General features: G+C 32.9%; 28 protein-coding genes and 1 tRNA gene. 28 read left to right on the plus strand and 1 reads right to left on the minus strand.

Annotated features, from left to right (window positions below; genetic code table 11):
- Positions 1-15: 15 nt before the first annotated feature.
- The 20 genes from selD to rlmH all read left to right on the plus strand — a co-directional run bounded on the left by selD (position 16) and on the right by rlmH (position 16,113).
- Entirely contained in the window at positions 16-1,053 is a 1,038-nt protein-coding gene (gene selD / locus SYNTR_RS10150) for a selenide, water dikinase SelD (RefSeq protein ID WP_156204399.1), read from the plus strand.
- An 18-nt stretch (positions 1,054-1,071) separates the two neighbouring features.
- Complete coding sequence (locus SYNTR_RS10155) at positions 1,072-1,266, plus strand: DUF951 domain-containing protein (protein WP_156204400.1); 195 nt, start codon at positions 1,072-1,074, stop codon at positions 1,264-1,266.
- 62 nt (positions 1,267-1,328) lie between these two features.
- Positions 1,329-1,544, plus strand: coding sequence for a hypothetical protein (locus SYNTR_RS10160; protein ID WP_156204401.1), 216 nt, complete (start codon positions 1,329-1,331; stop codon positions 1,542-1,544).
- A gap of 120 nt (positions 1,545-1,664) precedes the next feature.
- The gene (gene rpsF, locus SYNTR_RS10165; RefSeq protein ID WP_156204402.1) at positions 1,665-1,967 is read left to right on the plus strand and encodes a 30S ribosomal protein S6; all 303 of its coding nucleotides are present in this window, start codon (positions 1,665-1,667) and stop codon (positions 1,965-1,967) included.
- Positions 1,968-1,983: 16 nt separating this feature from the next.
- Positions 1,984-2,421 carry a single-stranded DNA-binding protein gene (locus SYNTR_RS10170; RefSeq protein ID WP_156204403.1) on the plus strand — a complete coding sequence of 146 codons (438 nt, stop codon included), beginning with the start codon at positions 1,984-1,986 and terminating at the stop codon, positions 2,419-2,421.
- An 18-nt stretch (positions 2,422-2,439) separates the two neighbouring features.
- Positions 2,440-2,664, plus strand: a complete 225-nt coding sequence (gene rpsR, locus SYNTR_RS10175) for a 30S ribosomal protein S18 (protein WP_156204404.1) — start codon at positions 2,440-2,442, stop codon at positions 2,662-2,664.
- Between the two features lie 110 nt (positions 2,665-2,774).
- On the plus strand, positions 2,775-3,095 hold the full coding sequence (locus SYNTR_RS10180; protein WP_156204405.1) for a MazG-like family protein: 321 nt from the start codon (positions 2,775-2,777) through the stop codon (positions 3,093-3,095).
- 2 nt (positions 3,096-3,097) lie between these two features.
- On the plus strand, positions 3,098-4,045 hold the full coding sequence (locus SYNTR_RS10185; protein ID WP_156204406.1) for a DUF2232 domain-containing protein: 948 nt from the start codon (positions 3,098-3,100) through the stop codon (positions 4,043-4,045).
- Positions 4,046-4,057: 12 nt separating this feature from the next.
- Complete coding sequence (gene rplI, locus SYNTR_RS10190) at positions 4,058-4,504, plus strand: 50S ribosomal protein L9 (RefSeq protein ID WP_156204407.1); 447 nt, start codon at positions 4,058-4,060, stop codon at positions 4,502-4,504.
- Positions 4,505-4,525: 21 nt separating this feature from the next.
- A complete protein-coding gene (gene lonC / locus SYNTR_RS10195; RefSeq protein WP_156204408.1) occupies positions 4,526-6,418 on the plus strand; it encodes a Lon family ATP-dependent protease in 1,893 nt (630 codons plus the stop codon).
- A 154-nt stretch (positions 6,419-6,572) separates the two neighbouring features.
- Positions 6,573-7,850 (plus strand): adenylosuccinate synthase, encoded by a 1,278-nt coding sequence (locus SYNTR_RS10200; RefSeq protein ID WP_156204409.1) that lies wholly within the window; start codon positions 6,573-6,575, stop codon positions 7,848-7,850.
- Between the two features lie 66 nt (positions 7,851-7,916).
- Positions 7,917-7,992, plus strand: a tRNA-Asp gene (locus SYNTR_RS10205).
- A gap of 76 nt (positions 7,993-8,068) precedes the next feature.
- Positions 8,069-8,209, plus strand: a complete 141-nt coding sequence (gene scfA, locus SYNTR_RS10210; protein WP_156204410.1) for a six-cysteine ranthipeptide SCIFF — start codon at positions 8,069-8,071, stop codon at positions 8,207-8,209.
- A 61-nt stretch (positions 8,210-8,270) separates the two neighbouring features.
- Positions 8,271-9,647 (plus strand): thioether cross-link-forming SCIFF peptide maturase, encoded by a 1,377-nt coding sequence (gene scfB, locus SYNTR_RS10215; RefSeq protein WP_156204411.1) that lies wholly within the window; start codon positions 8,271-8,273, stop codon positions 9,645-9,647.
- A 105-nt stretch (positions 9,648-9,752) separates the two neighbouring features.
- Positions 9,753-11,111, plus strand: coding sequence for a peptidoglycan DD-metalloendopeptidase family protein (locus tag SYNTR_RS10220; RefSeq protein WP_197079107.1), 1,359 nt, complete (start codon positions 9,753-9,755; stop codon positions 11,109-11,111).
- 59 nt (positions 11,112-11,170) lie between these two features.
- A complete protein-coding gene (gene trxB, locus SYNTR_RS10225; protein WP_156204413.1) occupies positions 11,171-12,076 on the plus strand; it encodes a thioredoxin-disulfide reductase in 906 nt (301 codons plus the stop codon).
- Positions 12,077-12,211: 135 nt separating this feature from the next.
- The gene (locus SYNTR_RS10230) at positions 12,212-13,075 is read left to right on the plus strand and encodes a peptidase MA family metallohydrolase (RefSeq protein WP_156204414.1); all 864 of its coding nucleotides are present in this window, start codon (positions 12,212-12,214) and stop codon (positions 13,073-13,075) included.
- Positions 13,076-13,090: 15 nt separating this feature from the next.
- Positions 13,091-14,341: a UDP-N-acetylglucosamine 1-carboxyvinyltransferase gene (gene murA / locus SYNTR_RS10235; protein ID WP_156204415.1), complete on the plus strand. Its 1,251-nt coding sequence runs from the start codon at positions 13,091-13,093 to the stop codon at positions 14,339-14,341.
- 121 nt (positions 14,342-14,462) lie between these two features.
- Complete coding sequence (locus tag SYNTR_RS10240; protein ID WP_156204416.1) at positions 14,463-15,542, plus strand: S1C family serine protease; 1,080 nt, start codon at positions 14,463-14,465, stop codon at positions 15,540-15,542.
- Positions 15,543-15,633: 91 nt separating this feature from the next.
- A complete protein-coding gene (gene rlmH / locus SYNTR_RS10245; protein ID WP_156204417.1) occupies positions 15,634-16,113 on the plus strand; it encodes a 23S rRNA (pseudouridine(1915)-N(3))-methyltransferase RlmH in 480 nt (159 codons plus the stop codon).
- A 163-nt stretch (positions 16,114-16,276) separates the two neighbouring features.
- Here rlmH and SYNTR_RS10250 read toward each other — a convergent pair whose 3' ends face one another.
- Positions 16,277-16,891, minus strand: a complete 615-nt coding sequence (locus SYNTR_RS10250; protein WP_156204418.1) for a hypothetical protein — start codon at positions 16,889-16,891, stop codon at positions 16,277-16,279.
- 305 nt (positions 16,892-17,196) lie between these two features.
- Here SYNTR_RS10250 and SYNTR_RS10255 point away from each other — a divergent pair, with 305 nt between their 5' ends.
- The 8 genes from SYNTR_RS10255 (at position 17,197) to cshA (ending at position 24,919) form a co-directional block, all read left to right on the plus strand.
- A complete protein-coding gene (locus SYNTR_RS10255) occupies positions 17,197-18,360 on the plus strand; it encodes an MFS transporter (RefSeq protein WP_156204419.1) in 1,164 nt (387 codons plus the stop codon).
- A gap of 264 nt (positions 18,361-18,624) precedes the next feature.
- Positions 18,625-18,927, plus strand: a complete 303-nt coding sequence (locus SYNTR_RS10260) for a hypothetical protein (RefSeq protein WP_156204420.1) — start codon at positions 18,625-18,627, stop codon at positions 18,925-18,927.
- A 196-nt stretch (positions 18,928-19,123) separates the two neighbouring features.
- Positions 19,124-19,459, plus strand: coding sequence for a DUF3796 domain-containing protein (locus SYNTR_RS10265; protein ID WP_197079108.1), 336 nt, complete (start codon positions 19,124-19,126; stop codon positions 19,457-19,459).
- Entirely contained in the window at positions 19,459-19,665 is a 207-nt protein-coding gene (locus tag SYNTR_RS10270) for a helix-turn-helix transcriptional regulator (protein WP_197079109.1), read from the plus strand. The genes SYNTR_RS10265 and SYNTR_RS10270 overlap by 1 nt, the downstream gene beginning before the upstream one ends.
- Before the next feature lie 218 nt (positions 19,666-19,883).
- Positions 19,884-21,278, plus strand: a complete 1,395-nt coding sequence (asnS, locus tag SYNTR_RS10275; protein WP_156204422.1) for an asparagine--tRNA ligase — start codon at positions 19,884-19,886, stop codon at positions 21,276-21,278.
- A 127-nt stretch (positions 21,279-21,405) separates the two neighbouring features.
- Entirely contained in the window at positions 21,406-22,617 is a 1,212-nt protein-coding gene (locus SYNTR_RS10280; RefSeq protein ID WP_156204423.1) for a M28 family peptidase, read from the plus strand.
- 24 nt (positions 22,618-22,641) lie between these two features.
- A complete protein-coding gene (locus SYNTR_RS10285; protein ID WP_156204424.1) occupies positions 22,642-23,385 on the plus strand; it encodes a MerR family transcriptional regulator in 744 nt (247 codons plus the stop codon).
- Positions 23,386-23,491: 106 nt separating this feature from the next.
- Positions 23,492-24,919 (plus strand): degradosome RNA helicase CshA, encoded by a 1,428-nt coding sequence (gene cshA, locus SYNTR_RS10290; RefSeq protein WP_156204425.1) that lies wholly within the window; start codon positions 23,492-23,494, stop codon positions 24,917-24,919.
- The last annotated feature ends 24 nt before the right edge of the window (positions 24,920-24,943 follow it).

Genomic DNA, 24,943 nt, shown 5'->3' on the forward strand with positions numbered 1-24,943 from the left:
GGGAGGTGCTCTTTTATGGATCAAGAGACTAGGCTAACTAGTATGGTTAGAGCAGCTGGGTGAGCAGCAAAAATAGGTCCGGGGACCTTAGATAAAATTTTAGATGAATTTGTACCACCTACTGATCCAAGAATAATGGTTGGGATTAATACCAAAGATGATGCAGGAGTTTATAAGCTAAACAATGAAACTGCACTTATACAAACTATGGATTTTTTTACTCCTATGGTTGACGATGCGTATACATTTGGGCAGATTGCAGCTGTTAATGCTTTAAACGATGTATATGCAATGGGAGGTAAACCTTTATTAGCAATGAATATTGTTTGCTATCCTAAGTGTGAAGATATGGAAACTTTAAAACAAATTCTTTTGGGTGGATTAGATAAGATTAAGGAGGCAGAGGCCCACCTGGTGGGAGGACATACAATTGATGATAATGAACCTAAATATGGTTTATCAGTGACTGGTCTAGTACATCCAGATAAATTGATTACAAATTCTAAGGCACAAGTTTCCGATGTTCTTTTTCTAACAAAACCGATTGGAAATGGCATAATATCAACAGCAATAAAAGCAGAACTTGCATCAATAGAGGTAGAACAGAATGCAATAAAATGGATGTGTCAACTTAGTAAAAAGGCAACTGAAGCTATGCAAGAAATTATGCCAAATGCTGCAACTGATGTAACTGGTTTTGGGTTTTTAGGACATCTATATGAAATTGCTATAGCTAGTGATGTAAAGATAGAGGTATACTCTGACAAAGTTCCTTTCATGAAAGGTGCTAAAGAATTTGCTAATATGGGAATGGTTCCGGGTGGTGCTTATTCCAATAAAGAGTATTTAAAAGAATTAGTAGTTTTCTCGGAGAATGTTGATGTAGCAACTCAAGACTTGCTTTTCTCACCAGAAACAGCTGGGGGTTTAATTATTTGTGTTAATGAAGAAAATGCTTTTGTTTTTGAAAAAGAGATGAAAAAAAGAAAATGTGAATATCACATGGTTGGAAGAGTAGTAGATAAAGGGTTTTCTAAAATTAAAGTAAAATAGCCTTGGGGGAGGGAAGTAATGCAGAGAAAGGAATTTAAATTAGGTGATATAGTTAAAATGAAAAAGAAGCATCCTTGTGGTAGTTATAATTGGGAAGTGACTAGAATGGGTGCTGACATAAAGATCAAATGTTTAGGTTGTAATAGGGTAGTTATGATGCCTAGAATAAAGTTTGAAAAAGGTATGCTTAGAGTAGAAAATGAGAGTAAATAAGCACATTTCCTTACTTAAGGACATAAAATATAGTACATCCATGTGCCTTAAGGAGGGGAACTATGAAAAGGTTAAAAGTTGTATCTGAAAAAGGCTTTTATAAAGGAGATTTAGTAACAGTAAAGACACTATCTAAAGATGAACGTTTTTGTATTATTGGGTTTAAAGAAAACGATGGGCAAGATATAGCTGTTCTTAAAGCTTTGTTTAATGATATGTATATTATAGAAAAACCTGTTAGTGAGCTTAACAATTTACTTATTAAAGGACACTTATAAAAAATGTAATTTTCTTGCATCACAAAAATATTACTGGTATAATCATTCTCAGTCCCTGTTCCGGAAAAGTCCGGGACCATTACCCGACTGGGTTAGTCCATAGGGAGGAGGTGTATTTATATGCGCACTTATGAGATGATGTTCATCTTAAGGCCGGATCTATCTGAAGAGGAAGTTACTGAAACTAAAGAAAGACTACAAAATATTATTTCTCAGTTTGGTGGCGAATTTGAGACTGAAGCAGGTGGATGGGGCAGAAAGCGTTTGGCTTATCCTATTGAGGATTACCAAGAAGGTGTTTATGTTCTTTGGTACTTTAAAGGAAAGTCAGAAACTATAGATGAGTTGGACAGGATTATGAAAATTTCTGACAATATATTGCGCCATATCATTATCCGCAAAGATCAAAATAATGCTTCTTAGCTTGGGGGGAGTTTTTTTGTTAAACAAAGTTATATTAATAGGGCGTCTTACCCGCGACCCTGAATTAAGATATACACCCAATGGAAATGCAGTATGTCAATTTTCCTTAGCGGTTAACCGCAAGTTCAAAAAAGATGAAGCAGACTTTATTGACATAGTAACTTGGAGAGGATTAGCCGAAAACTGTGCACAATACCTTGGAAAAGGAAGTTTAGCAGCAGTAGAAGGAAGAATCCAAATAAGGTCTTATGAAAATCAAGAAGGCCAAAAACGTAGAGTTACTGAGGTAATAGCGGATGATGTTAGATTTCTAGGTGGAAAGACAAGCTCTAATCCTAGTAGAGCTAGTTCTGGATCAAGTCAACCAAAGGATGATAACTGGGAAGACTTGGGCAAAGAAATAAGTTTAGATGATATAGATTTAGTAGATGGGGATGAAGAAATTCCATTTTAAAGTAGGAGGTTAGACAACTTGAAAAAAGATAAACGCAAAAAAAGACGCCAATGCAATTTTTGCGCTGATAAAGTAGAAAGCATCGATTATAAAGATTTAGCAAAAATGCGTAGATATATTACTGAAAGAGGCAAGATTTTACCTCGTAGAATTACTGGAAACTGTGCACACCACCAAAGACAGTTAACAGCGGAAATCAAAAAAGGAAGAATAATGGCACTTTTACCTTATGCATCAGAATAAACATAAAAAATTAGCCCTCACAACCAATGAGGGCTAATTACATTTTTTTCCAAATAAGAAGGAAAATCAAAGAGCTTAACGAAAGACATATAAATGGAGGTGTATGTCTTTTGAATGCAAAAAGTAAAGAAATAGATGTAGCAAAAAATTTTAAGTTAATAGAGTGGCTTAAGGCTGAGTTAGTAGAGTCAGTAGCTGTTTTTTTTAAATCTTTAACAACTACTAAAAAAGAAGTTACTAGTGATGCACTAGCAACTATAATAATAATTACTTATTTATTAGGAAGAAGAGTAGGGGTTAGCTTTGATAATATTGATACACAATTAAAAAACAAACTAAATACTAGCATTGAGGATTCCCACGAGGTAGAAGAATGGTATGGAGACCTTTCCGAACTGCTTGCCTATTTTGAAAATAAAAAGAGGTGGTAAGTATGTCTGCATTTGTATTACTTGTACTAATATCACTACTAGCATGTATAGCAATGATATTTCTGCCTGTTTTTTCATACATAGCAGCTATTATTTGGGGAGTTGCATTAATATTTAGTGGATTTAAGTTAGAGAAAAATCAAATAATAATAATTTTTGGTACAAATATTTTGCTGTTATTCGGTCTTACCGGAGACAGCACTTTGTTTTTTTATCTATTATTTTTTGGATTACCTGCTATAGTAATGAGTATTTTAGCTAATAAACAAAAGGGTTATTATGAGCTACAAAAATGGGGGATAGCATCAGCGGTTATTGGTGTTACACTATTTATGACTACTTCTTATTTAATTTTAGGTGACATTGGAATTAATGAATTTAATGAAGAATTAAATAACTACATGGAAGAATCCATTGTTTGGTATGAGGAGTCTGGATTACTTGAGGTTTACGAAGACTTAGGAATTACAAAAGATGAAATAGTTTCTACTATGGAAGACTTGTTTTTTAACATAAGTAGACATTTACCTGCTATTTATTTTCTTCAAGCAATTTTTGCAGTATTTCTAATGCTATATTTAACCTTATATCTAAGCAAAAAGCGAGACCTTAATTACTTAGAAAAAAGACCATTTACCCAAGAAATAATGCCTTGGCAGCTTGTATGGGTATTCATATTAGCGTTGTCATTGTGGTTATTTGGTAGGGAAGATATGGCACCTATTTATTTTGTGGGATCTAACATTATTGCAGTTAAGGTACCAATTATTATATACTTTGGGCTAGCTGCAATATTATATAGAATTCAGATTATAAAAAGCAAACTAAAAACTGTTCTTATCATAATATTAGTTTTATTAACAATGTTTTTACCTTTATCAATAATAGTATTTTTAACACTAATAGGGTTGTTTGATGCTTTGATTGATTATAGAAAGGTAAGAACTTAAGGAGGGATTTAAATGAAGGTAATATTAACACAGGATATTAAAAAATTAGGTAAAGCTGGTGAATTAAAAGAAGTATCTGATGGATATGCTAGAAATTATCTTATTCCAAAGGGCTTAGCTGAAGAAGCTACAAGCATGAAACTTAAGGAAGTTGAAGAAAAAAATTTAAGTAAGTCTAGAAAAAAAGCTAAAGAAAAAGCTGCTGCATTAGAAACAAAAGAAAAGCTAGATGGGAATTCAGTAACTATTAAAGTAAAAACAGGTGGAGGAGATAAACTTTTTGGAGCAGTAACTACTGGTGAGATTGCCGACATTTTACAAAAGGAATATGGGGTATCAATAGATAAAAAGAAAATAGATATAAAAGAATCAATTAAGCACTTGGGTGATTATAAAGTAAAAATAAAACTTTATCCAGAAGTGCAAGCAGAAATACAAGTAACAGTAATATCCAAATAATAGCAGGAGGATTAATGGTTAATGTCGCAAGAAAAAGTCCAGGATTTATTATGTGATGAACAAAAAGATGAAACGGGAATATCAAACCGAGTAGACGCACTTTTTACACACTTAGAAAACATTTATGGTACACAAGGGTTAATTTTAAAGGCTAGTAAGCTTGATTCAATAGAGTTAATGAACTCGTCAGACTTAAACGATAAAGTTATTGCACTAAATAAACTTGTAAAAGAAGACCCAACAATAAATTCAATTTCAGAGGAACTAAGTTTAGCTGAAATTATTAAAAGATTAGAACAAGAGGTAGTAGATATTTATGCTAGACGAAAAATAGAAGAAGAATTACAGCATAAAGTGCAACAGCAAATGGAAGAAAGATATAATGATTATCTAAGAGATATTAAAGCAGAGGTATTAAAAGAAAAAAACAGCTCACCGGAAAATGCTTTAACCTTAAAAAAGCTAGGACAGCTTGAAGTGATGGAAAGGACTAATTTAAGTCGGTCTGCTCTAGAAATGTTAAGACCTTCGTCCTTAGATGAAATTATTGGACAAGAAAGAGCCCTAAATTCCCTAATTTCAAAATTGGGTACCCCTTATCCTCAACATATAATATTATATGGTCCCCCAGGGATAGGAAAAACAACGTGTGCTCGGTTGGCTTTAGAGATAGTAAAAGAAAAAGAAAATAAAATTTTTAAAAAAGAAGCTCCATTTATAGAAGTAGATGGGACTACTCTACGCTGGGATCCTAGAGAATCAACTAATCCACTTTTAGGTTCAGTACATGATCCAATATATCAAGGAGCCAAAAAAGAATTAGCAGAGGATGGTATACCTGAACCGAAATTAGGTTTAGTTTCTGATGCTAATGGAGGAATTCTATTTGTTGATGAAATAGGCGAAATGGATCCCTATCTTCAAAATAAGTTGCTTAAAGTTTTAGAGGATAAAAGGGTGTTTTTTGAGTCATCTTATTACGATCCACATGACGAAAGAATACCGCAGTATATCAAAAAAATGTTTGATAATGGTGTACCAGCAGATTTTATATTAATAGGGGCAACAACAAAATCAAGAGAGGAAATCAACCCTGCATTTAGGTCTAGATGTATGGAAATATTTTTTGAACCTCTTACAATTGAGCATATAAAACAGATAGTAGATAATTCTGCTAAGAAACTTAATATATCTATAGATTCAAACGTTAGTAAACTTATTGCTGAATATACTACTGAAGGAAGAGGGGCTAATAAAATATTAGTAGATGCTTACGCTCTAGCGTACAATGAAAGAGATAATAACGATGAAAAGATTACAGTAACTTCGAATCATATTTATGAAGCATTACAAAACAGTAGATTATCACCTTATATATTAAACAAGGCTTCTAATAATTTTGAAGTAGGGAAAATTTTTGGAATAGGTACTTCAGGATATACGGGATCACTTATAGAGATAGAAGCAATTTCATTTCCCGTTAAAGATGGAGAAGGTGAAATTAGATTTAATGAAACAGCTGGCATAATGGCAAAGGACTCAGTTTTCAATGCTAAATCGGTGTTTAGGAAAGAAACATCAGAAAATTTAAATAACTATGATGTTCATATCAACATTACGGGTGGTGGTAATGTTGATGGTCCCTCAGCAGGAACTGCTATATATATGGCTATATTAAGCTCAGTAAAGGAATATGCTTTAAAACAGGATGTAGCAATAACTGGGGAATTATCTATACAAGGAAAGATAAAACCTGTTGGAGGAGTTTATGAGAAAATTTGTGGTGCTAAACAGGCAGGCATAAAAAAAGTTCTAATTCCATATCAAAACATAAGAGATATACCAGCAGGTATCGAAGGAATAGAAGTTATCCCAATTAGTAACATTACTGAAGCTAGTGAGCATATATTTTAATTCTATAAATATGTTGTATACATTCAAACCGGTGTAACAGCCGGTTTTTTCATTATTGACAGGCATTTTACCTTCTGCTAATATTAGCTTGCCTAAAAGCAAAGAATAGTAAGAGTAGTTAAGTTAAAGGTTAATATATTAAGGGGGTGGACTTATGTCATCTGTAGTTTTAGTAGGGGCTCAATGGGGGGACGAAGGCAAGGGCAAAATAACTGATTTCTTAGCAAAAAAGGCTGATGTCATTGTTAGATATCAAGGAGGAAGCAATGCTGGGCATACTGTCGAGGTAGATAATGAAAAATTTATGCTACACCTAATTCCATCAGGAATACTATACCCTAATAAATTGAGCATTATAGGAAATGGCGTTGTAGTGGATATGGAGAAATTAATACAAGAGATAAAAGGGTTAGAAAAACGAGGAATCGATACAAGTATGTTAAGAATTAGTAGTCGTGCCTCAGTAGTTATGCCTTATCATAAAAAAATAGATGAGATAGAAGATCGTACTAATAAAATAGGTACTACAAAAAAAGGAATAGGGCCTGCTTATTCTGATAAAATAAAGAGAGTAGGATTTAGAATTACTGATATATTATATGATAAAAACTTTAAAGAAAGATTTAAAGCAGAAGTACGAAGAAAAAATCATTTAATAACTGAATTTTACCAAGAAAAAGGTTTTGACCATGAGGTGCTTTATGAACAGATATTACAACAAGCAAAGGCTATACAAAAATACGTTGCTGATACTTCTGTATTAATATACACTGCCATAAATAATGGTGATAAAGTATTGTTTGAAGGTGCACAAGGTACACTTTTAGATATTGACCATGGAACATATCCATTTGTAACATCATCTAGTCCAACAGCCGGAGGAGCTTGTGCAGGTGCAGGCATAGGACCTACAAATATTGATAGAGTATTAGGTGTTGCCAAGGCATATACCACAAGAGTTGGAGAAGGACCATTTCCAACTGAGCTTTTAGGGGAACAAGGAGATATCTTAAGAAACAAGGGAGCAGAGTTTGGTACAACAACAGGAAGGCCTAGAAGATGCGGTTGGTTAGATGCAGTAATTTTAAGATATGCAGTTAGAATTAATGGACTAACTGATATTGCATTAACAAAAATGGATGTAATGGATAGCTTTCCAACTATAAAAATATGTATTGCCTACAAATATCATGGAGAAATGATATATGAATTTCCAGAAAGCTCAGATATCCTTGAGCATTGTGAACCAGTATATATAGAGATACCAGGATGGCAGCAAGATATATCAAGTATTACTAACTTCGAGGGTCTGCCAGAAAACGCCAAAAAATATATTGAAAAACTAGAGGAATTACTAGGAGTTAAATCTTCATTAATTGCAGTTGGTCCTAAAAGAGATCAAACAATCGTATTGGAAAATATTTTTGCTTAAAATTACAAAAAATACCCTTGATGTTAGTAGGAAGATTTGATATTATAGATTTTGCAATGAAATTGCGGAGCTGTGGTGTAGCGGTTAACATGCCGGCCTGTCAAGCCGGAGATCGCGGGTTCAATTCCCGTCAGCTCCGCCATATTATTTTCTGATACTATTTGTTAATAAAAAATAATATTATATAATAATTCTAAAAAAGGGGAGGAGATTTAATAGTGAATAAACATATTATTACTGTAATAAAACCTAACCTTAAAAGATCAGATGATAAAATCAACTGTAGAGAATGTGCAACATCTTGTCAATCAGCATGCAAAACATCATGTACTGTTGGTAATCAGGTTTGTAGAAATTAATTTATTACATATAGGGCATAAAGCCCTTTTTTTGTGTCTAAATTTATAGGGGGTAAACAATATGATACCTTTAACAGCATACAAATTTGAAAAAAACATACATTTATATCGATATAACGACCTTAATATAATGCTAGATGTTAATAGCGGAGCAGTACATTTATTAGACGACATGACCTATTTACTTGTACAAAAAACAATAGATTTCAATGGTGATATATATAAGGCTAAGGAATATTATATGACTCATTATTCGGAGGAAGTTCTTAATGAAGCTATACTAGAGATAGTAGCCGCATATAAAGATGGTGCTATGTTTAGTGAAGAAGAAAACCTAGAAGTAGACTTTGGTAATATGCCATTAAAAGCTATATGTTTAAATATAGCTCATACTTGTAATATGAAGTGCAAATATTGTTTTGCTAGTGAGGGCAGTTTTGGTGGAGATACCTCACTTATGCCAATTGAAACAGGAAAAAAAACATTAGATTTTTTAATAGAAAAAAGTAATGGAGTGAAAAACCTTGAAATAGATTTTTTCGGTGGGGAACCACTATTAAACTTTGAATTAGTAAAGGAATTAGTATTCTATGGGAGACAAAAGGAGAAGGAATATAACAAGAAAATCAACTTTACCCTAACTACAAATGTCTTATTGCTAGATGATGAAATAATGGACTTTATAGTAAAAAACAACATTAGCATTATTTTAAGTTTAGATGGTAGGCCTGAGATCAATGATTATCATAGAAACTTAAAAAATGGTGAAGGAACTTATAATTTAATTGTCCCACTAATTAAAAAAATGATTAATAAAAAGCCACAAAGTTATTATGTACGAGGAACTTTTACTCGTAATAATTTAGATTTTGTTAATGACTTTAAGCATTTGGTTAATTTAGATATAGATGCAATTTCATTAGAACCTGCAGTTGGAGTTGATAATCCATATTCAATAAAAGAAGAGGATATGCCAAGAGTTCTAAAAGAATATGATAAGCTAACTGACTATCTATTAGAGTGTTTTGAAAAAAAGAAAGATATCCATTTTTTTCACTATAATCTTGACTTACAAAAAGGACCTTGTATTGCAAAAAGAACTAGTGGGTGTGGTGCAGGTATAGAATATATAGCAGTAACACCTGAGGGAGATGTATACCCATGCCATCAATTTATTGGTAAAAAGGATTTTTGCATGGGGAATGTAACTACTAAGAAATTAGCTAATCAAATGGTAGATAAATTTAAAACAAATCATTTGCATAAGGAAATTTGCAACTCATGTTGGGCTAGATATTATTGTGGTGGTGGATGTCATGCCAATGCCTATGACTATAATAATAGTATTAGCATTCCCTATAAAAATGGCTGTGCAATGCACAAAAAAAGAATTGAAGGAGCTATATACTTAGAACTAAAGAAAAAAATAAGTCAATAGAAATATTTATCCAAATGAAGAAGGATTTTTCTTGTTAAGGTAGAATAGGAAATATGGTGAAAAAACATAATGTGACAAAAAACATAAATGGTGTGGGGAGATATTATGCAGAACAATGTAGATACTAAGGGTCATTTTCGTTATAGTATACCAGTAGTAATTGTACTTATTCTTATCTTAGCAATGTACTTAATGGCTGTTAATGGAATGAAAATTTCTGCTTATGCAGTACTTATTGATGGTGAAGAGCAGTTTTTAGTTGAAAATCATGAAGAAGTTGAAATATCAATTAACAATATTTGTTCTGAACATGAACAAAAATTAGGCAAAATAGTTGAGTTTGATAATACAATTGAATATGAATCGATATTTGCTAATGAATGGGATTTATTAAAAGGTAAAGAAATAGAAGAAAAACTAAAAGCAACACTAGATTTTTCAACACCTGCAATAGCGATAATAGTAGATGGAGATGCTATTGCATATGTTGAAAACGAAGCAATAGCAAAAAGTTTATTAAATAAATTAAAAGATGAAAATTCGAAAATATCAGAAGATGAAAGGCTAGTATCATCAGATTTTGTAGAAGAAGTAGAATTAGTAGAAAAAAATGTTTCTACAAAAAAAATAAAGAATGAAGAGCAAGTTTATAGTCTAATTACAACAGGAACAGAATCTCCCGAAAAATATATAGTAGAAGAAGGAGACTCTATATGGTTAATAGCACACCGGAATAACTTAGATGTAGATGATATTAAACAAGTTAACAAATTAAATAGCGAAACATTATCTATTGGTCAGGAGCTTATACTAGTAAAAAACCAACCCCTTATAAGTACAATGGTCCAGGTAGAAGGAGAAAAAATTGAAACAATATCGCATGAAACAAAAACGGTTACAGATAATAATTTAGGAAGTACTGTAAGGGTAAGGCAAGTAGGGCAAGATGGAAAAAAACAAATTTCATATGTGGCAACACTAGTAAATGGTGTAGTGAAGGAAAGAGAGATTAAAGAAAAAAATATCCTAAGACAGCCAGTAGACCAAGTTATTGCAAGAGGAAACCAAGTTGCTCAAGTCGCTTCTCGTGGTGGAAGCTCAGGGGTGTTAGATTGGCCAGTATATGGACCTATTACAAGCTATTTCGGAAGTCGTGGTGGGACTCATATGGGGCTAGATATAGGAGCAAGAACAGGCACTGATATAAAAGCAGCTGACTCAGGAGTAGTCATATTTGCAGGATATCAAGGTGCATATGGATATCTAGTGAGAATAGATCATGGTAATGGTATGGAAACTAGGTATGCACACTGTTCTAGATTGTTGGTATCAAGGGGAGAACATGTTTCTCGGGGACAAGTAATTGCAAGAGTAGGATCTACTGGAAGAAGTACTGGGCCACATTTGCATTTTGAAGTTTTAACAAATGGGGTTCAACGAAATCCACTAAACTACTTACGCTAAAAGAAAAATCCATACCCTGACCTTGCGGTCAGGGTTTATCTTTTTTAGGGGGTAAAAAAATGTATGATGTAATTATTATTGGAAGTGGTCCTGCTGGGCTAACTGCTGGGCTATATACAGGTAGAGCAAAGTTAAAAACTTTAATATTTGAATCAGCAATTATTGGTGGCAATGCAGTTATCACCGATCAAATTGATAACTACCCAGGCTTTCCTTTTGGTATAACTGGTGCTGATTTAATTGAAAACTTTCGCAAACAAACTGAACGCTTTGATGTAGAATTTAGTATGGATGAAGTTATTGCCATAGAAGATGAAGGTGAGCATAAAAAAATAATTACAGATTCAGGAGAATATTTAGCTAAAGCTATAATAATTGCAACAGGAGCAAAAAGAAAAGAACTTGAAGTAAAGGGAGAAAAAGATTTTCTAGGTAGAGGAGTTTCTTATTGCGCTACTTGTGATGGGGCATTTTTTCAGAACTATCCGGTTGCTGTAGTAGGAGGCGGAGATTCCGCTGTTAAAGAGGCACTGTATTTAGCTGATATAGCCTCAAAGGTATATCTCATTCATAGAAGGGAACAATTTAGAGCCAATCAAACATCATTAGACAAAATGTTTGAGCATGAGAATATTGAATTAAAGCTAAACAAAGTAGTTAGGTCTATTGAAGGTGATAGCATTATGCGTAGATTAGTTATTGAAGATACTAATACATCAGAACAAGAAAGATTAGATGTAGAGGGTTTATTTGTGAGTATTGGTTTAGTAGCCAACTCATTTTTTATAGAGGATATGCTTGAAACAAGAGAAGGTTATATATTAACAGATGAAAACATGCAGACATCTATTCAAGGTATTTATGCTGCAGGTGATATAAGATATAAAACTGTTAAACAGGTGGCTACTGCTGTAGGAGATGGTGCTCATGCAGGAATGGCAGTCACGGAGTATTTAAAGGAATAAGCTTATCTTTTTATAGACTAATCTAGAGCAAAATCATAGGGATAGAACCAAGAATCACCTATTATTAACCAATATTTGTTTGCCCATTTAAACCTCTCTCCATAGTATAATGGGTGGGGAGAGGGGTGAATCAGTTTGTTGGGGAAAACATCATCTAATATTATAGTAATTATATGCATGATCATTGCTATAATCGCTCTACTATTTATAGCTTTAGCACGAAACAGCACCCTACCTCGTCAAGCAAGCTATGAAGTGTTTCGGTATTTAGCAGCACAAGAAACTAACTTAAAGACAATTGAATTTGACGAAACGGTCTCCGATAATTTTAAAATTAAATACTTACCATCGGACGAAGAATATATTGGTGTTGTAGCTCAGGGTGCGGAAAGAGCACACCAAGAAGTAAGTGAATTTTTTGGTAAAAAACCAATAGATGATCAAACAGTTATAATTATATATCCCAATACTGAAAGTCTGGCAGCAAGTTTTGGTTGGGATAAAGATGAGAAGGCAATGGGAGTATACTGGGGTGGAACCATAAGATTATTATCACCAAGAGAATGGATAGGTCGCGGGGATCTTAAAGAAGAGTTTTATTATAAAGGACCAATTGTACATGAATTTGCGCACTTATTAGTAGATGATATGACAAGAGGGAACTATACTAGATGGTGGACTGAGGCAGTAGCTCAATATGTTGAGAAACAGATAACAGGGTTTGAATTTCAAAATCCCTTTAGGCATGGAAATAAGATAAAATTATACGAACTATCTGTTTTAGAAAGGGACTTTGATAATTTAGATCAACAAATAGCATATTGGCAGTCATTAAAGATAATAGAATATATTGTCGACAAACATGGAAAAGAAAAGGTTTTTGAAATATTAGAGTTTTTAGGTGAAGGTAAAAACATGACACAAGCACTGGAAAAGTCGCTTGAAATAGATATAAATACTTTTGAACAGCAGTATACGCAATATATTAAAAATCATTAGGAAGAGGTGTACTTCTTGAAAGACAACCTGATTATTGAGGGGAGTCAACCCTTATACGGCAGTGTAAGAACAAGTGGAGCAAAAAATGCAGCATTAGTTTTAATAATAGCTAGTATTATGGCAGAAGGACAAACTGTTTTGGATAATGTGCCCAAAATTCGAGATGTAGAAGTTGTTATAAAGATTTTAAATGAAATAGGTATTAAAGCAAAGTGGCAGGATGATGGTAGTTTATCTATTTGTCCACCAAGTGGACATGTAGTATCTAATACACCCTATGAGTTGTCTAAAATGTTAAGAGCGTCTAACTTATTTTTAGGTGCGTTCCTAGGTAGACAAGGAGAAGCTACTATATCAATGCCAGGTGGTTGTGATATAGGTTCTAGACCAATGGATTTACACTTAAAAGGAGTCCAAGCTTTAGGAGCAAAAGTCGAAATAGAGCATGGTTATATATATGCAAAAAGAAAACAACCTATTGGAGCTAGTATATATTTGGATTTTCCTAGTGTTGGAGCAACCGAAAATATAATGATGATGGCAGCAAAAACTCCGGGATTAACTATTATTGAAAATTCAGCAAAAGAACCAGAAATTGTAGATTTGGCTAACTTTTTAAATGCAATGGGCGCAAAAATTAGAGGTGCAGGAACAGATATTATTAGAATTGAAGGTGCTGAAGTATTACAGGCAGTTAGACATCAAATTATTCCGGATAGAATAGAAGCTGGGACTTATATGATAGCTGCAGCTATAACAGGTGGCGAAATTTTAGTAGAAAATGTAATTTCAACCCACCTGCATCCTGTAATGGCTAAGCTTCAAGAAGCAGGTGCTTATGTCGAAGAAAATGATAGTGGAATACTAGTTAAAGCAGGTAATAAAATAAAACCAGTAGATATTAAAACTTTACCCTATCCAGGATTTCCAACAGATATGCAATCGCAAATGATGGCACTATTATGCTTTGCAGAAGGGACTAGTGTAATAGTTGAAAATATCTTTGAAAATCGCTTTCAGATAGTAGATGAGCTAAAGCGTATGGGAGCGAATATAAAATTAGAAGGACATACTGCAGTTGTAGAAGGTCCTCGTAGACTTAATGGTGCTAAGGTAAAAGCAACTGATTTACGTGCTGGAGCTGCTTTAATATTAGCTGGTTTAGTGGCAGAGGGTAAAACAGAAATAGAAAATTCAACCCATATTTATCGAGGCTATGAAAACATAGCCGGAAAACTGGTTAGTTTGGGTGCTAGAATTAAATAAGGATAAAAAAGGGAGATAATCTCCCTTTTTTACTATGTGAAAAAATTTATATGCATATTTAACAGAATAATATAGCATTGCTCGTAAAAACTATCTATACAAACTATGAGGAGGAATATAGTTGAGTAAAGAATTAGTTAAAGGAGCAATGTTTTTTTTAATATTCTTTTTCTTGGGGTTAGGAATAATTTCAGCATTTAATTTCCTAATTGCAACAGAGCCAGTTGTTGAAGAAGATAGCATACCACTACAAGATGGTACAATCAGAGATGTTGCAAATAGAGTTAGCCCCTCAGTTGTTGGGATAACAAATTTAAGTACTGGACGTGATATGTTTGATCAAAGAGATACAGAATCAACAGGGTCAGGAGTAATTTTAGATAATGAAGGTCATATTGCAACTAATTACCATGTGGTGAGAAATGCAGACAAAATTATTGTTACTTTAATAGATGGAAATGAAAAAGAGGCTAAGATCATTGGAACTGATCCGCGAACAGATCTTGCGGTTATAAAAATTGAAGTGAAAAACAAAGTTACCCCTGCAAACTTTGGGGATTCAGAAGCAATTGAAGTAGGAGAGGAAGTAGTAGCTATTGGCAACCCCCTCGGTTTAAGATTTGCTAGATCAGTTACAGCAGGAGTAGTAAGTGGTTTAAATAGGTTGTTAACAACAGAGGAAGGAATGACATTTAGTTTGGTTCAAACAGATGCAGCAATTAATCCTGGAAATTCAGGTGGGGCTCTTATTAATTTAGATGGAGATGTTGTGGGGATAAATACCATAAAGATAGCTGCAGAAGGATTTGAGGGCATGGGGTTTGCTATTCCCTCTAATCAAGTTAAAATGGTTATTAATGATATCCTAGAACACGGTAGAGTTATTCGCCCGCTAATGGGAATTAGAATATTAGGTGAATTTAGTGAAGATGAAACTGATTACTTTAAGATACCTAATCACTGTGGAGTAGTTGTAGAACCTGTTCGTGGAGGCGCTGCAGATCAAGCAGGAATAAGAAAAAACGATATTATTACCAAGATAAACGGAAAAGATATTGAAACTACGTTAGAACTTGAAGAAAAAGTTTTTAAGCAAGAAATAGGCTCTGAAATACAGGTTGAAATAATACGAATGCCTTTAATACCAGGACCAGAGCCACAAAAGAAAACAGTTACTGTTATGCTTGAACAAGAAGCATAAATCATTAGTATAAATATATAAAGACAAAACGCTTCTTTAAATGATGTTATAATTTAGAAGCGTTTTTTTTAGACTTAATAAGGAGGTTTATATGCGCTACAAAATTATTTCAATAGGAAAAGTAAGAGAAAAGTTTTATTCTCAAGGAGTACAAGAATATATTAAAAGATTAAGACCCTACATAAATATTGAAGTAATAGATGGACTAGAGGAAAAAATAAGCCCTAATGCAAAGGAAAAAGAAATACAAAAAGCATTAGAGAAGGAAGCTTCTAAAATTTCTAATATCATAGGGAGTAATGAATTATTAGTAGTTTTAGATATAAATGGCAAGCAATTAAGTTCTCAAGAATTTGCAGCGCAAATAGAAAGCTGGAATCTATCAGGAAAAAAGCAAGTAAATTTTGTTATTGGTGGAGCTAACGGGGTGGCTGATATGGTTAGAAAAAAAGCCGATTACAAGCTATCCTTTTCTAAAATGACTTTGCCCCACCAGATGGCAGTGTTAGTTTTAAGTGAGCAGATTTATAGAGGCTGTAAAATAAACAGAGGTGAGCCTTATCATAAGTAGTAGCGCCTTTTAAAATAACCTAAATTATATTTAATTTTATGTTTGCTTAGCTGATTCATAAGGTCTAAATTTAGTTTTTTGCAAAAAAAAGGCATGCTTTGCTTTGCGCATTAGTTTAAAACAAGCTTGCCAAAGATTTGTCTGATTCATTTATGTGGAATAATTAAATGCTATTACTATTTAAATATTTATCTGTATCTGTCCAATAAAAATGCTCAATTATTTTATTAAACCTAGGGTTTAGACCATCTCCGTATTCCCATGGATAATGAAGAACTATACTAAAGTATTGTTCTTCATGCTTTCCTATCATTGCATAAAAAGAGTTATCAGCCTCAAAACTACTGGTATATTCACCTATAGACCAATTATAGATTTTTTCGGTATCATCAACCAGTTTTAGATTTTCAGTTTTACTTAAACTAGGTGTTTCAGTTACTGCTTCAGGATAAAAGTATAACTGTAGATAAACATCTTCATTTATATTTTCTTCATGCATCCAGTAAAACCAATAAAAATCACCATCACTAGCAAACTCAGTTTCAACTGCCATTGATTCTGGAATATAAGTAACAAAATTATTATTTCCTTCAAATAGCTCTAGGGTTATGGTTTCCTCCATGCCTTCGATTACTATATTTTCTTCAATAGTTGCTTTCCATTCCTGTCCATTTTTATCAGCCGGCACATCTTGTGGATTATCATTAGTATCATTACAACCTATAATTCCTATGCTAAAAATGAATGCTACTATAAGTAAATATGAAAGTTTTTTCATTACAATTCACCTCCTTATAAATAATTTTAAAAATTTGACATTTTTCTACCTTTTCTTATAATATCACAAAACCCCTACAAAGCAAGCTATAAAGTTCCCTCTAATAAGCTTGAAAGAGAAACTTCTATTTAAACGAGTTTAAATCTAAAAAATAATATATAAAAAAAGCATATGGTAATTTATTGAAAAAATTATTTTTTATACGTAGTATATCAACTGTGGAAAGACCACTTTTTTTAATATAGTATAGAGTATAGATTTAACATAGAAAGGATAAGGTTACTAAACTTTATGCAAAGGTAATTATGAGTAGTAAATTATGGACTAAAGATTTTGTATTAATAACTTTATCTAACTTTTTTTTATTCGTAAGCTTTCAGATGCTACTACCAACACTTCCAATTTACGCGCAATCACTTGGTGGAGGAGAAATAGTAGCTGGCCTTATTATCGGAATTTTTACTATTTCAGCACTAGTATCCAGGGTCTATTCAGGCTCTATTATAGACCTAAAAGGTAGAAAAGGCGTATTGTTTATAGGTATTGGTATTTTTATTGTATCAGCGTTTCTTTATAATTTTGCTGTAAGTATAGTGTTATTACTTATTTTAAGGATAGTTCACGGTCTTGGCTGGGGAGCAGCTACAACGGCTTCAGGGACAGTAGCGGCTGATCTTATTCCACCTGCTAGAAGGGGAGAAGGATTAGGATATTTTGGAATGGCAAATACATTAGCGATGGCTTTTGCACCGGCTCTTGGACTTTTAATTATTCAACAGCATAATTTTTCTTATTTATTTATTGCCTCTACTCTTTTAGCAATTATGGCACTAATTATGGTACAAGGTTTAAAATTTAAACCTATTCCTAAAAAGTTGCAAAATTCTCGATCTGCAATATTTGAAAAAAGTTCCTTTAGGACAAGTGGAGTACTATTCTTTTTAACATTTATTTATGGGGGAATTGTATCATTTGTTGCTCTTTATGCTGCAATTCTAGGAATTGAAAATGTAGGACTATTTTTTACTATATTTGCAGCATTTGTGCTGATTGCTCGACCTGTAGGTGGCAGAATAGTAGATAGAAAAGGAACAGATGTAGTAGTCATACCTGGTTTAGCAATTACTACCTTGGGTGTAGTTGTTCTTGGTTTGGCTCAAAACTTTAACATACTTATACTTAGTGCTGCATTAATTGGTTTAGGAGTAGGAGCTACACAACCAAGTCTTCAAGCACTAACAATTACTTTAGCTCCAGTAGATCGAAGAGGTGCAGCAACAGCAACCTATTTTTCATCATTTGACTTGGGAATTGGTTTAGGTGCTATATGTTTAGGAATTTTATCCACTTTTGTAGGTTATGCGAATATGTATTTAATTTCTAGTATAGCAGGTGTTACTGGGTTGTTATTATATTGCTTGTTACTATATGGTGATAAAGGTGGCGGTATAGTTTATAAACAGCATTAGAATAAAAAAGTATTCCTTTAGTTATATAAGAATACAGAAGATACAAAGATAGATCAGGACCTTAGTACTATGTAATAGGCTGAACTGCATATACTTAAGTAGAAACACCCGATAGATAAGCATAATCTATCGGGTGTTTCTTATCCTTCACTGACATATATGACTTCGGAACCATTATAAAAAGGAATTTTTTCCTATAATTTAGCAGGAATTTTATAATTTATAGAGTATATATTAAAAATAATTTTCCAAAAACCACAATAGTTGACAAAGTGGGAAAAGAGTATTGCAAATAGTTGTAACATTTTAATGTTAATATGTGAACTAGTCTTTGATAAGTACAAAATAACAGAACATACTGATGAAGAACTATATGTATTTGTATTATCTGAAGCTAATCCACCTCATGGGCCTGACACATTTAAATTTTTCTGGTATGCAATAAATTATTCATTAGAGTATTTAGGTTCTGTATCACCAGGTATTGATTTAGTAGAAGCTGATATTAAAGGTGTATCATACCCCGGCAAAGTTCACATTGGCAATAAGACATATGAATTTGAATAATTTGAAATTATTGTTATAACTTATAAGTCTAACTGATATGAATACAATAAATTTAGATAAAGAACCCCTTTGATTCAAAGGGGTTTTTTGTATTAGAAATATTATTCTTAATTAGTATTTGACTTTACAAACAACTATGTGATATATTTATAACACAATGATAGGCGTGCGCAACAAAAAGATAGGGGGCAATAACATGAATGTTAAATATTTGAGGTACTTAGGGTTTTTAGGTTTGTTAGGACTTTTAGGATTAGTTTTCGATAACTACGGTTTATTTGGTTTCTTCGGGTTTTTTGGGTTATTAGGGTTATCACATATTAAGAGTGATGAACTGTTTGAGAAAAATCTAGCTATAGCTGGTTTGTATGCGTTTATAGTTTCTTTAATATGTCTTTCAATCCTAATGGTTCTCGTTGTGACAATAGGAAGCTTGGAAGTTGCAGCTATAGGTGTAGCAATAACATTTGTTCTTCAAGTTTTAACTTTTACATTTAGTTTTAATATAATTGAAAAAAGAGGCGAACAATAATGGGTAAAATAAAGACTAGAATAAAAGAACTAAGGGCAAGACATGACTTAACACAAGAGGATTTAGCTAATATGGTTGATGTACGTCGAGAGACAATAGGACATATTGAAAAAGGAAGATATAATTTATCTTTAATATTAGCGTATAAAATAGCAAAGGCTTTAGATAGCTCTATAGAAGAAGTTTTTGAATTTGAAGAAGATTAGGTTCTATTGTATTAAAACAATAAAAAAGTAAGCAAATAAATAATGTTCTTAAAAACTGCCACCAAAAAAATAGGTGGTAGTTTTTTATTAAACTATAGTTTATTAGCAAACGTCCTTAGGGGATAATTCATAGTATAAAGTAGATTTATAAAGGAAAAATAAGTTAGTATTAGATTAGTCAGGATTAACTGAAGACAAATTATTAGGGGGGTCTAAAAGTGGAAAAGACAGTAATTAGACAGCTTGTACGTGATATTAAAAGATATGCAGATAAAGAAGTAGAAATAAGTGGTTGGATAAGAAACAATAGAGATCAAAAGTCTTTTGGTTTTATAAATTTAAATGACGGAACTCACTTTAATACTATACAAATAGTATATGAAAGAGATTTATTGTCTAACTATGATGAAGTTGCAAGGTTTCGGGTGGGGGCGGCAGTAACAGTAAGGGGTATAGTGGTTGAAACACCAGAAGCTAAACAACCATTTGAGATAAAAGCGAAAGAGGTAAATTTAGAGGGAGATTCACCAGAAAATTATCCTATTCAACCAAAAAGACATACACGAGAATTTTTACGAGAGGTAGCACACTTACGTCCTAGAACGAATCTTTTTTCGGCAGTTTTTAGGGTACGTTCCTTGGCTTCTTATGCAACCCATAAATTCTTCAATGAGAAAGGTTTTGTATATGTTCACTCACCTATAATAACAGCTAGTGATGCTGAAGGTGCTGGAGAAATGTTTCGTATAACAACTTTAGATCCTAAAAATCCGCCTGTAACCGAGGAGAAGGAAGTAGATTTTAAAGAAGATTTCTTTGGGAAAAAGACTAATCTAACTGTAAGTGGTCAGCTAGAAGCAGAATCCTTTGCCTTAGCATTTAGGGATGTATATACATTTGGTCCTACATTTAGAGCAGAAAATTCTAATACAGCTAGACACGCAGCAGAATTTTGGATGATTGAGCCGGAAATAGCTTTTGCTGACTTAGAGGATGACATGAGATTAGCAGAAGAAATGGTTAAGTACCTTATAAACTACCTACTAGAGAATGCTAAAGAAGAAATGGATTTCTTTAACCAATTTGTAGATAAAGGGCTAAAGGAACGATTAGAAAATATAGTTAAGTCAGAATTTGTAAAAATCACTTATACAGAAGCAATTGAAAAATTAAAACAATCAGGTGAGAAATTTGAATATCCAGTAGATTGGGGAAGTGATTTACAAACTGAGCATGAACGTTACTTAACTGAAAAGATCTACAAAAAACCAGTTTTTGTTACCGATTATCCCAAAGACATAAAGGCATTCTATATGCGACTTAATGATGATGGCAAGACAGTAGCTGCAATGGATTTATTAGTACCAGGAGTAGGCGAATTAATAGGTGGAAGCCAAAGAGAAGATAGAGTAGAGCTACTAGAAAAAAGAATGGAAGAAATGGACATTGATAAAGAAGAACTATGGTGGTATTTGGACTTACGAAAATATGGTGGAGTAAAACATGCTGGCTTCGGTCTTGGTTTTGAACGATTTATAATGTATGTAACCGGTGTAAGTAACATAAGAGATGTAATACCTTTCCCAAGGACTGTGAATTATTGTGAATTCTAAAAATGTCTAGTATAAAATTTAGTTTTTTAACTAAACCCTACAGTAAAACACCACACCTGTGTATTTAGTTATATTTTAAATGTAGCTAAATACACAGGTGTTTTTTTATTAAAAGGAGTGTGAAAAAATGATAAAAACAAAGCAAATTAAATCTGATTTAGAAAAACTATGTATAGGTGTAGGGGAAAGACCTGTTGGTAGTCAAAACAACCGAAGGGCAACTAAATATGTAGCTGAAAGGTTAATGGAATCAAATTTTGATGTTACACTACCAGAATTTAAATGTATAGACTGGGAATATGGAAACTTAAATTTTATAGTAGGGGAAGAGAAAGTTAATGCTAAGATTGGGCCTTACTCTGTTTCCTGCAACATTGAGAGCTATTTTGAAGTAGCATCTAGTTTTGAAGAACTAAAAAGTAAAGATTTTAAAGGAAAAATAGCGGTATTATATGGAGATTTGTGTAAAGAGCAATTAATGCCTAAAAACTTTACATTTTATAATCCAGAACATCACAAACAAATTATTTCCTTACTTGAACAAAAAGACCCTTTAGCAATAGTAGCAATTACAAGTAAAAATGCAGAGTTGGCAGGGGCGTTATACCCATTCCCATTAATAGAAGATGGTGATTTCGATATCCCATCTGTTTACCTAACTGCAAAAGAAGGCGAAAAGATTCTTAGTCAGCTAGGAAAAAAAGTAAAATTACAGTTTAATTCAAACAGAATCGTGTCACAGGGCTGTAATGTAGTGGGAGTAAAAAAAGGAAAAACTTCAGAAAAGATTGTTTTATGTGCTCATATTGACACTAAAAAGGAGACTCCTGGTGCTTTAGACAATGCAACTGGTATTACCTTATTATTAACAATAGCTGATTTATTAAAGGATTATAACGGAAAATATGGCATAGAAATTGTTGCTCTTAATGGTGAGGATTATTATGCAAATTCAGGACAGATGTTGTATTTAGAATTAAATAAAAATAAATACGAGGAAATAGCATTAGCAATAAATGCAGATGGAATTGGCAGTAAAGGGAATAGAACTACATTTTGCACATTTAACTGTAATGATTTAACTAATAATTTAATTAGCAAAGTTTTTAATAATAAAGATCACTTTATAAAAACAGCTCCATGGTATCAAAGTGACCATATGCTTTTTGTAATAAATGATAGGCCAGCTGTGGCACTTTGTTCTGAAAACATGGAAGAAATATGTTCTCAAATTGCCCATACATCAATAGATACAATTGATCAAGTAGATAGTGGTATAATTTATGAAATATCTCAAACTTTAGTAAAGCTTATAAACCAAATGAACTTAGCTAAATAGAAATATAAACAGAGGAGTATAATAATGGTAGGCAACCAAAAAAGCTATACAACCAAAGAAATAGCAGACTTAGCTAATGTACACCCTAATACAGTGCGATTATATGAAAAATGGGGTTTTATTGCTCCTGCAAAAAGAAAGAATAATAACTATAGGGTTTTTAATGAAAAGCACTTATATCAAATGAAATTAGCCCGGGTTGCCTTACCAGGACCCTACCCTATAAAAGGTGAACTAGTTAAGCAAATAGTAATAGAATTTGCTAAAGATAACAAAGACCTATCTCTCTATTTAGCAAATGAATATTTACAAGGGGTAGTTTTAGAAAAAAATAGAGCTAATCAAGCTATAATAATTTTAGATAATTGGTTTGAAAGAAAAACAGGCGATAAAACTAAAGTAGTAGTTAAAGGAAGAAAATTAGCAGCAAAAGAAATAGGTGTTACAATTGATTCTTTAAGGACATGGGAAAGAAATGGCTTATTTGTTATAGAAAAAGATAATCAAGGGTTACTGCTGTTTACAGAGTGGGATATAGAAAAAATAAAAGTTATTAGGTTACTAAGAAACTGTGGATGTAGCATTGCTGCATTAACTAAAGTTTTTTCCAATGAAGAAAATTTTAAAGAAAAACCCTCGGTACTTCTAAAATTGCCAGATTATACACAAGACTTTTTTTATGTAACCGATATGTTCTTAGATTTTTTAGATGAGCATCAACAAAGGGCTGAGCGAATAATTGATATGATTAGAAATTATCATAAATAACAGTTTTACTATTAATTGTATTTAATTCGTGTTATTCTTGAATATGTTGCTTTCATAAAGTGGAAAATAAAAAGAAAAGATAAAAAGGTAAAAGGAGAAATATTAATTGACAACATTTAGAGACTTAAACTTGGCTTCTGAAATAATAGAAGCTACAACAGACATGGGATTTGAAGAACCAACTCCTATTCAAACTAAAACAATACCACTAGCACTAGAGGGTAAAGATTTAATCGGAAGAGCGCAGACAGGAACAGGTAAAACAGCAGCGTTTGGCATACCTATTGTAGATAAATGTGATCCCACAGTTAACCATATACAAGCAATAGTAATAACACCAACACGTGAATTAGCTATACAGGTTGCTGAGGAACTTAATAAAATTGGACATAATAAAGGAATCAAGTCTTTACCGATTTATGGTGGACAAGATATAGAAAGACAGATTAGAGCACTTAAAAAAGGTGTTCAAGTAGTTATAGGAACACCTGGCCGGCTAATGGATCATATGAGAAGAAGAACCATACGTTTACAGCAGCTAAAAATGGTTGTACTTGATGAGGCTGATGAAATGCTTAATATGGGCTTTAGAGAAGACATTGAGGAAATACTTGAGCAAGTACCTGAGCAAAGACAGACATTACTTTTTTCCGCAACAATTCCTCCACATATAAAAAACCTTGCACGTAAGTTTATGCACAATCCAGAAACTATTAACATAAATCCAAGTGAAGTGACAGTGCGAAATATAACACAACAATATATTGAAATACCAGAATCAAAAAAATTAGATGTTTTATGCAGATTTTTAGATATATATAATTCTGAAATGACAATGATTTTTAGTAGAACAAAAAAGCGAGTAGATGAAATATCTGAAGCTCTAACTAAAAGAGGTTATTCTGCAGAAGGCATACATGGCGATTTAACTCAGGGACAAAGAGATCACGTAATGCGCAAATTTAAATCAGGTAGTGTTGAAATATTAGTGGCAACAGATGTTGCTGGTAGAGGTTTAGATATATCAGGTGTTACCCATGTTTATAATTTTGATATTCCACAAGACCCCGAAAGCTATGTTCATCGAATAGGAAGAACCGGAAGGGCTGGAGAAACAGGCGTTTCCACCACCTTTGTTACACCACGAGAAATTGGGCATTTAAGGGTTATAGAAGAATTAACTAAGCAAAAAATTACTCGTAAACCTGTTCCAACAGTAAGCGAAGCTTTTGAAGGATTACAGCGTATGGTTGTGGAAAGTTTATTAGTGGCTGTAGAAAAGGGAGACAATCAAGAGTATGAAGCTTTAGCAAAGAGCTTACTAGAAGAACATGATTCTGTTACCCTTCTATCAACAGCACTTAAAATGTTAACTAAAGAACCAGTAGATGCTCCAGCAGTTGAATTATCTAGTGCTCCACCAATAAAAGTTAGGGAAGAAAATAAAAACCGCAGCAAAAAGAGAAATTATAGTGATAAGAAAACCAACCATCACAAGAAATATAATAAAAAAGGTAGGGCAAAAACAAGGTAAATAAAAGTTCTGAGGGGAGGAGTA

The sequence above is a fragment of the Candidatus Syntrophocurvum alkaliphilum genome, assembly GCF_009734445.1.
Classification (GTDB): Bacteria; Bacillota; Syntrophomonadia; order Syntrophomonadales; family Syntrophomonadaceae; genus Syntrophocurvum; species Syntrophocurvum alkaliphilum.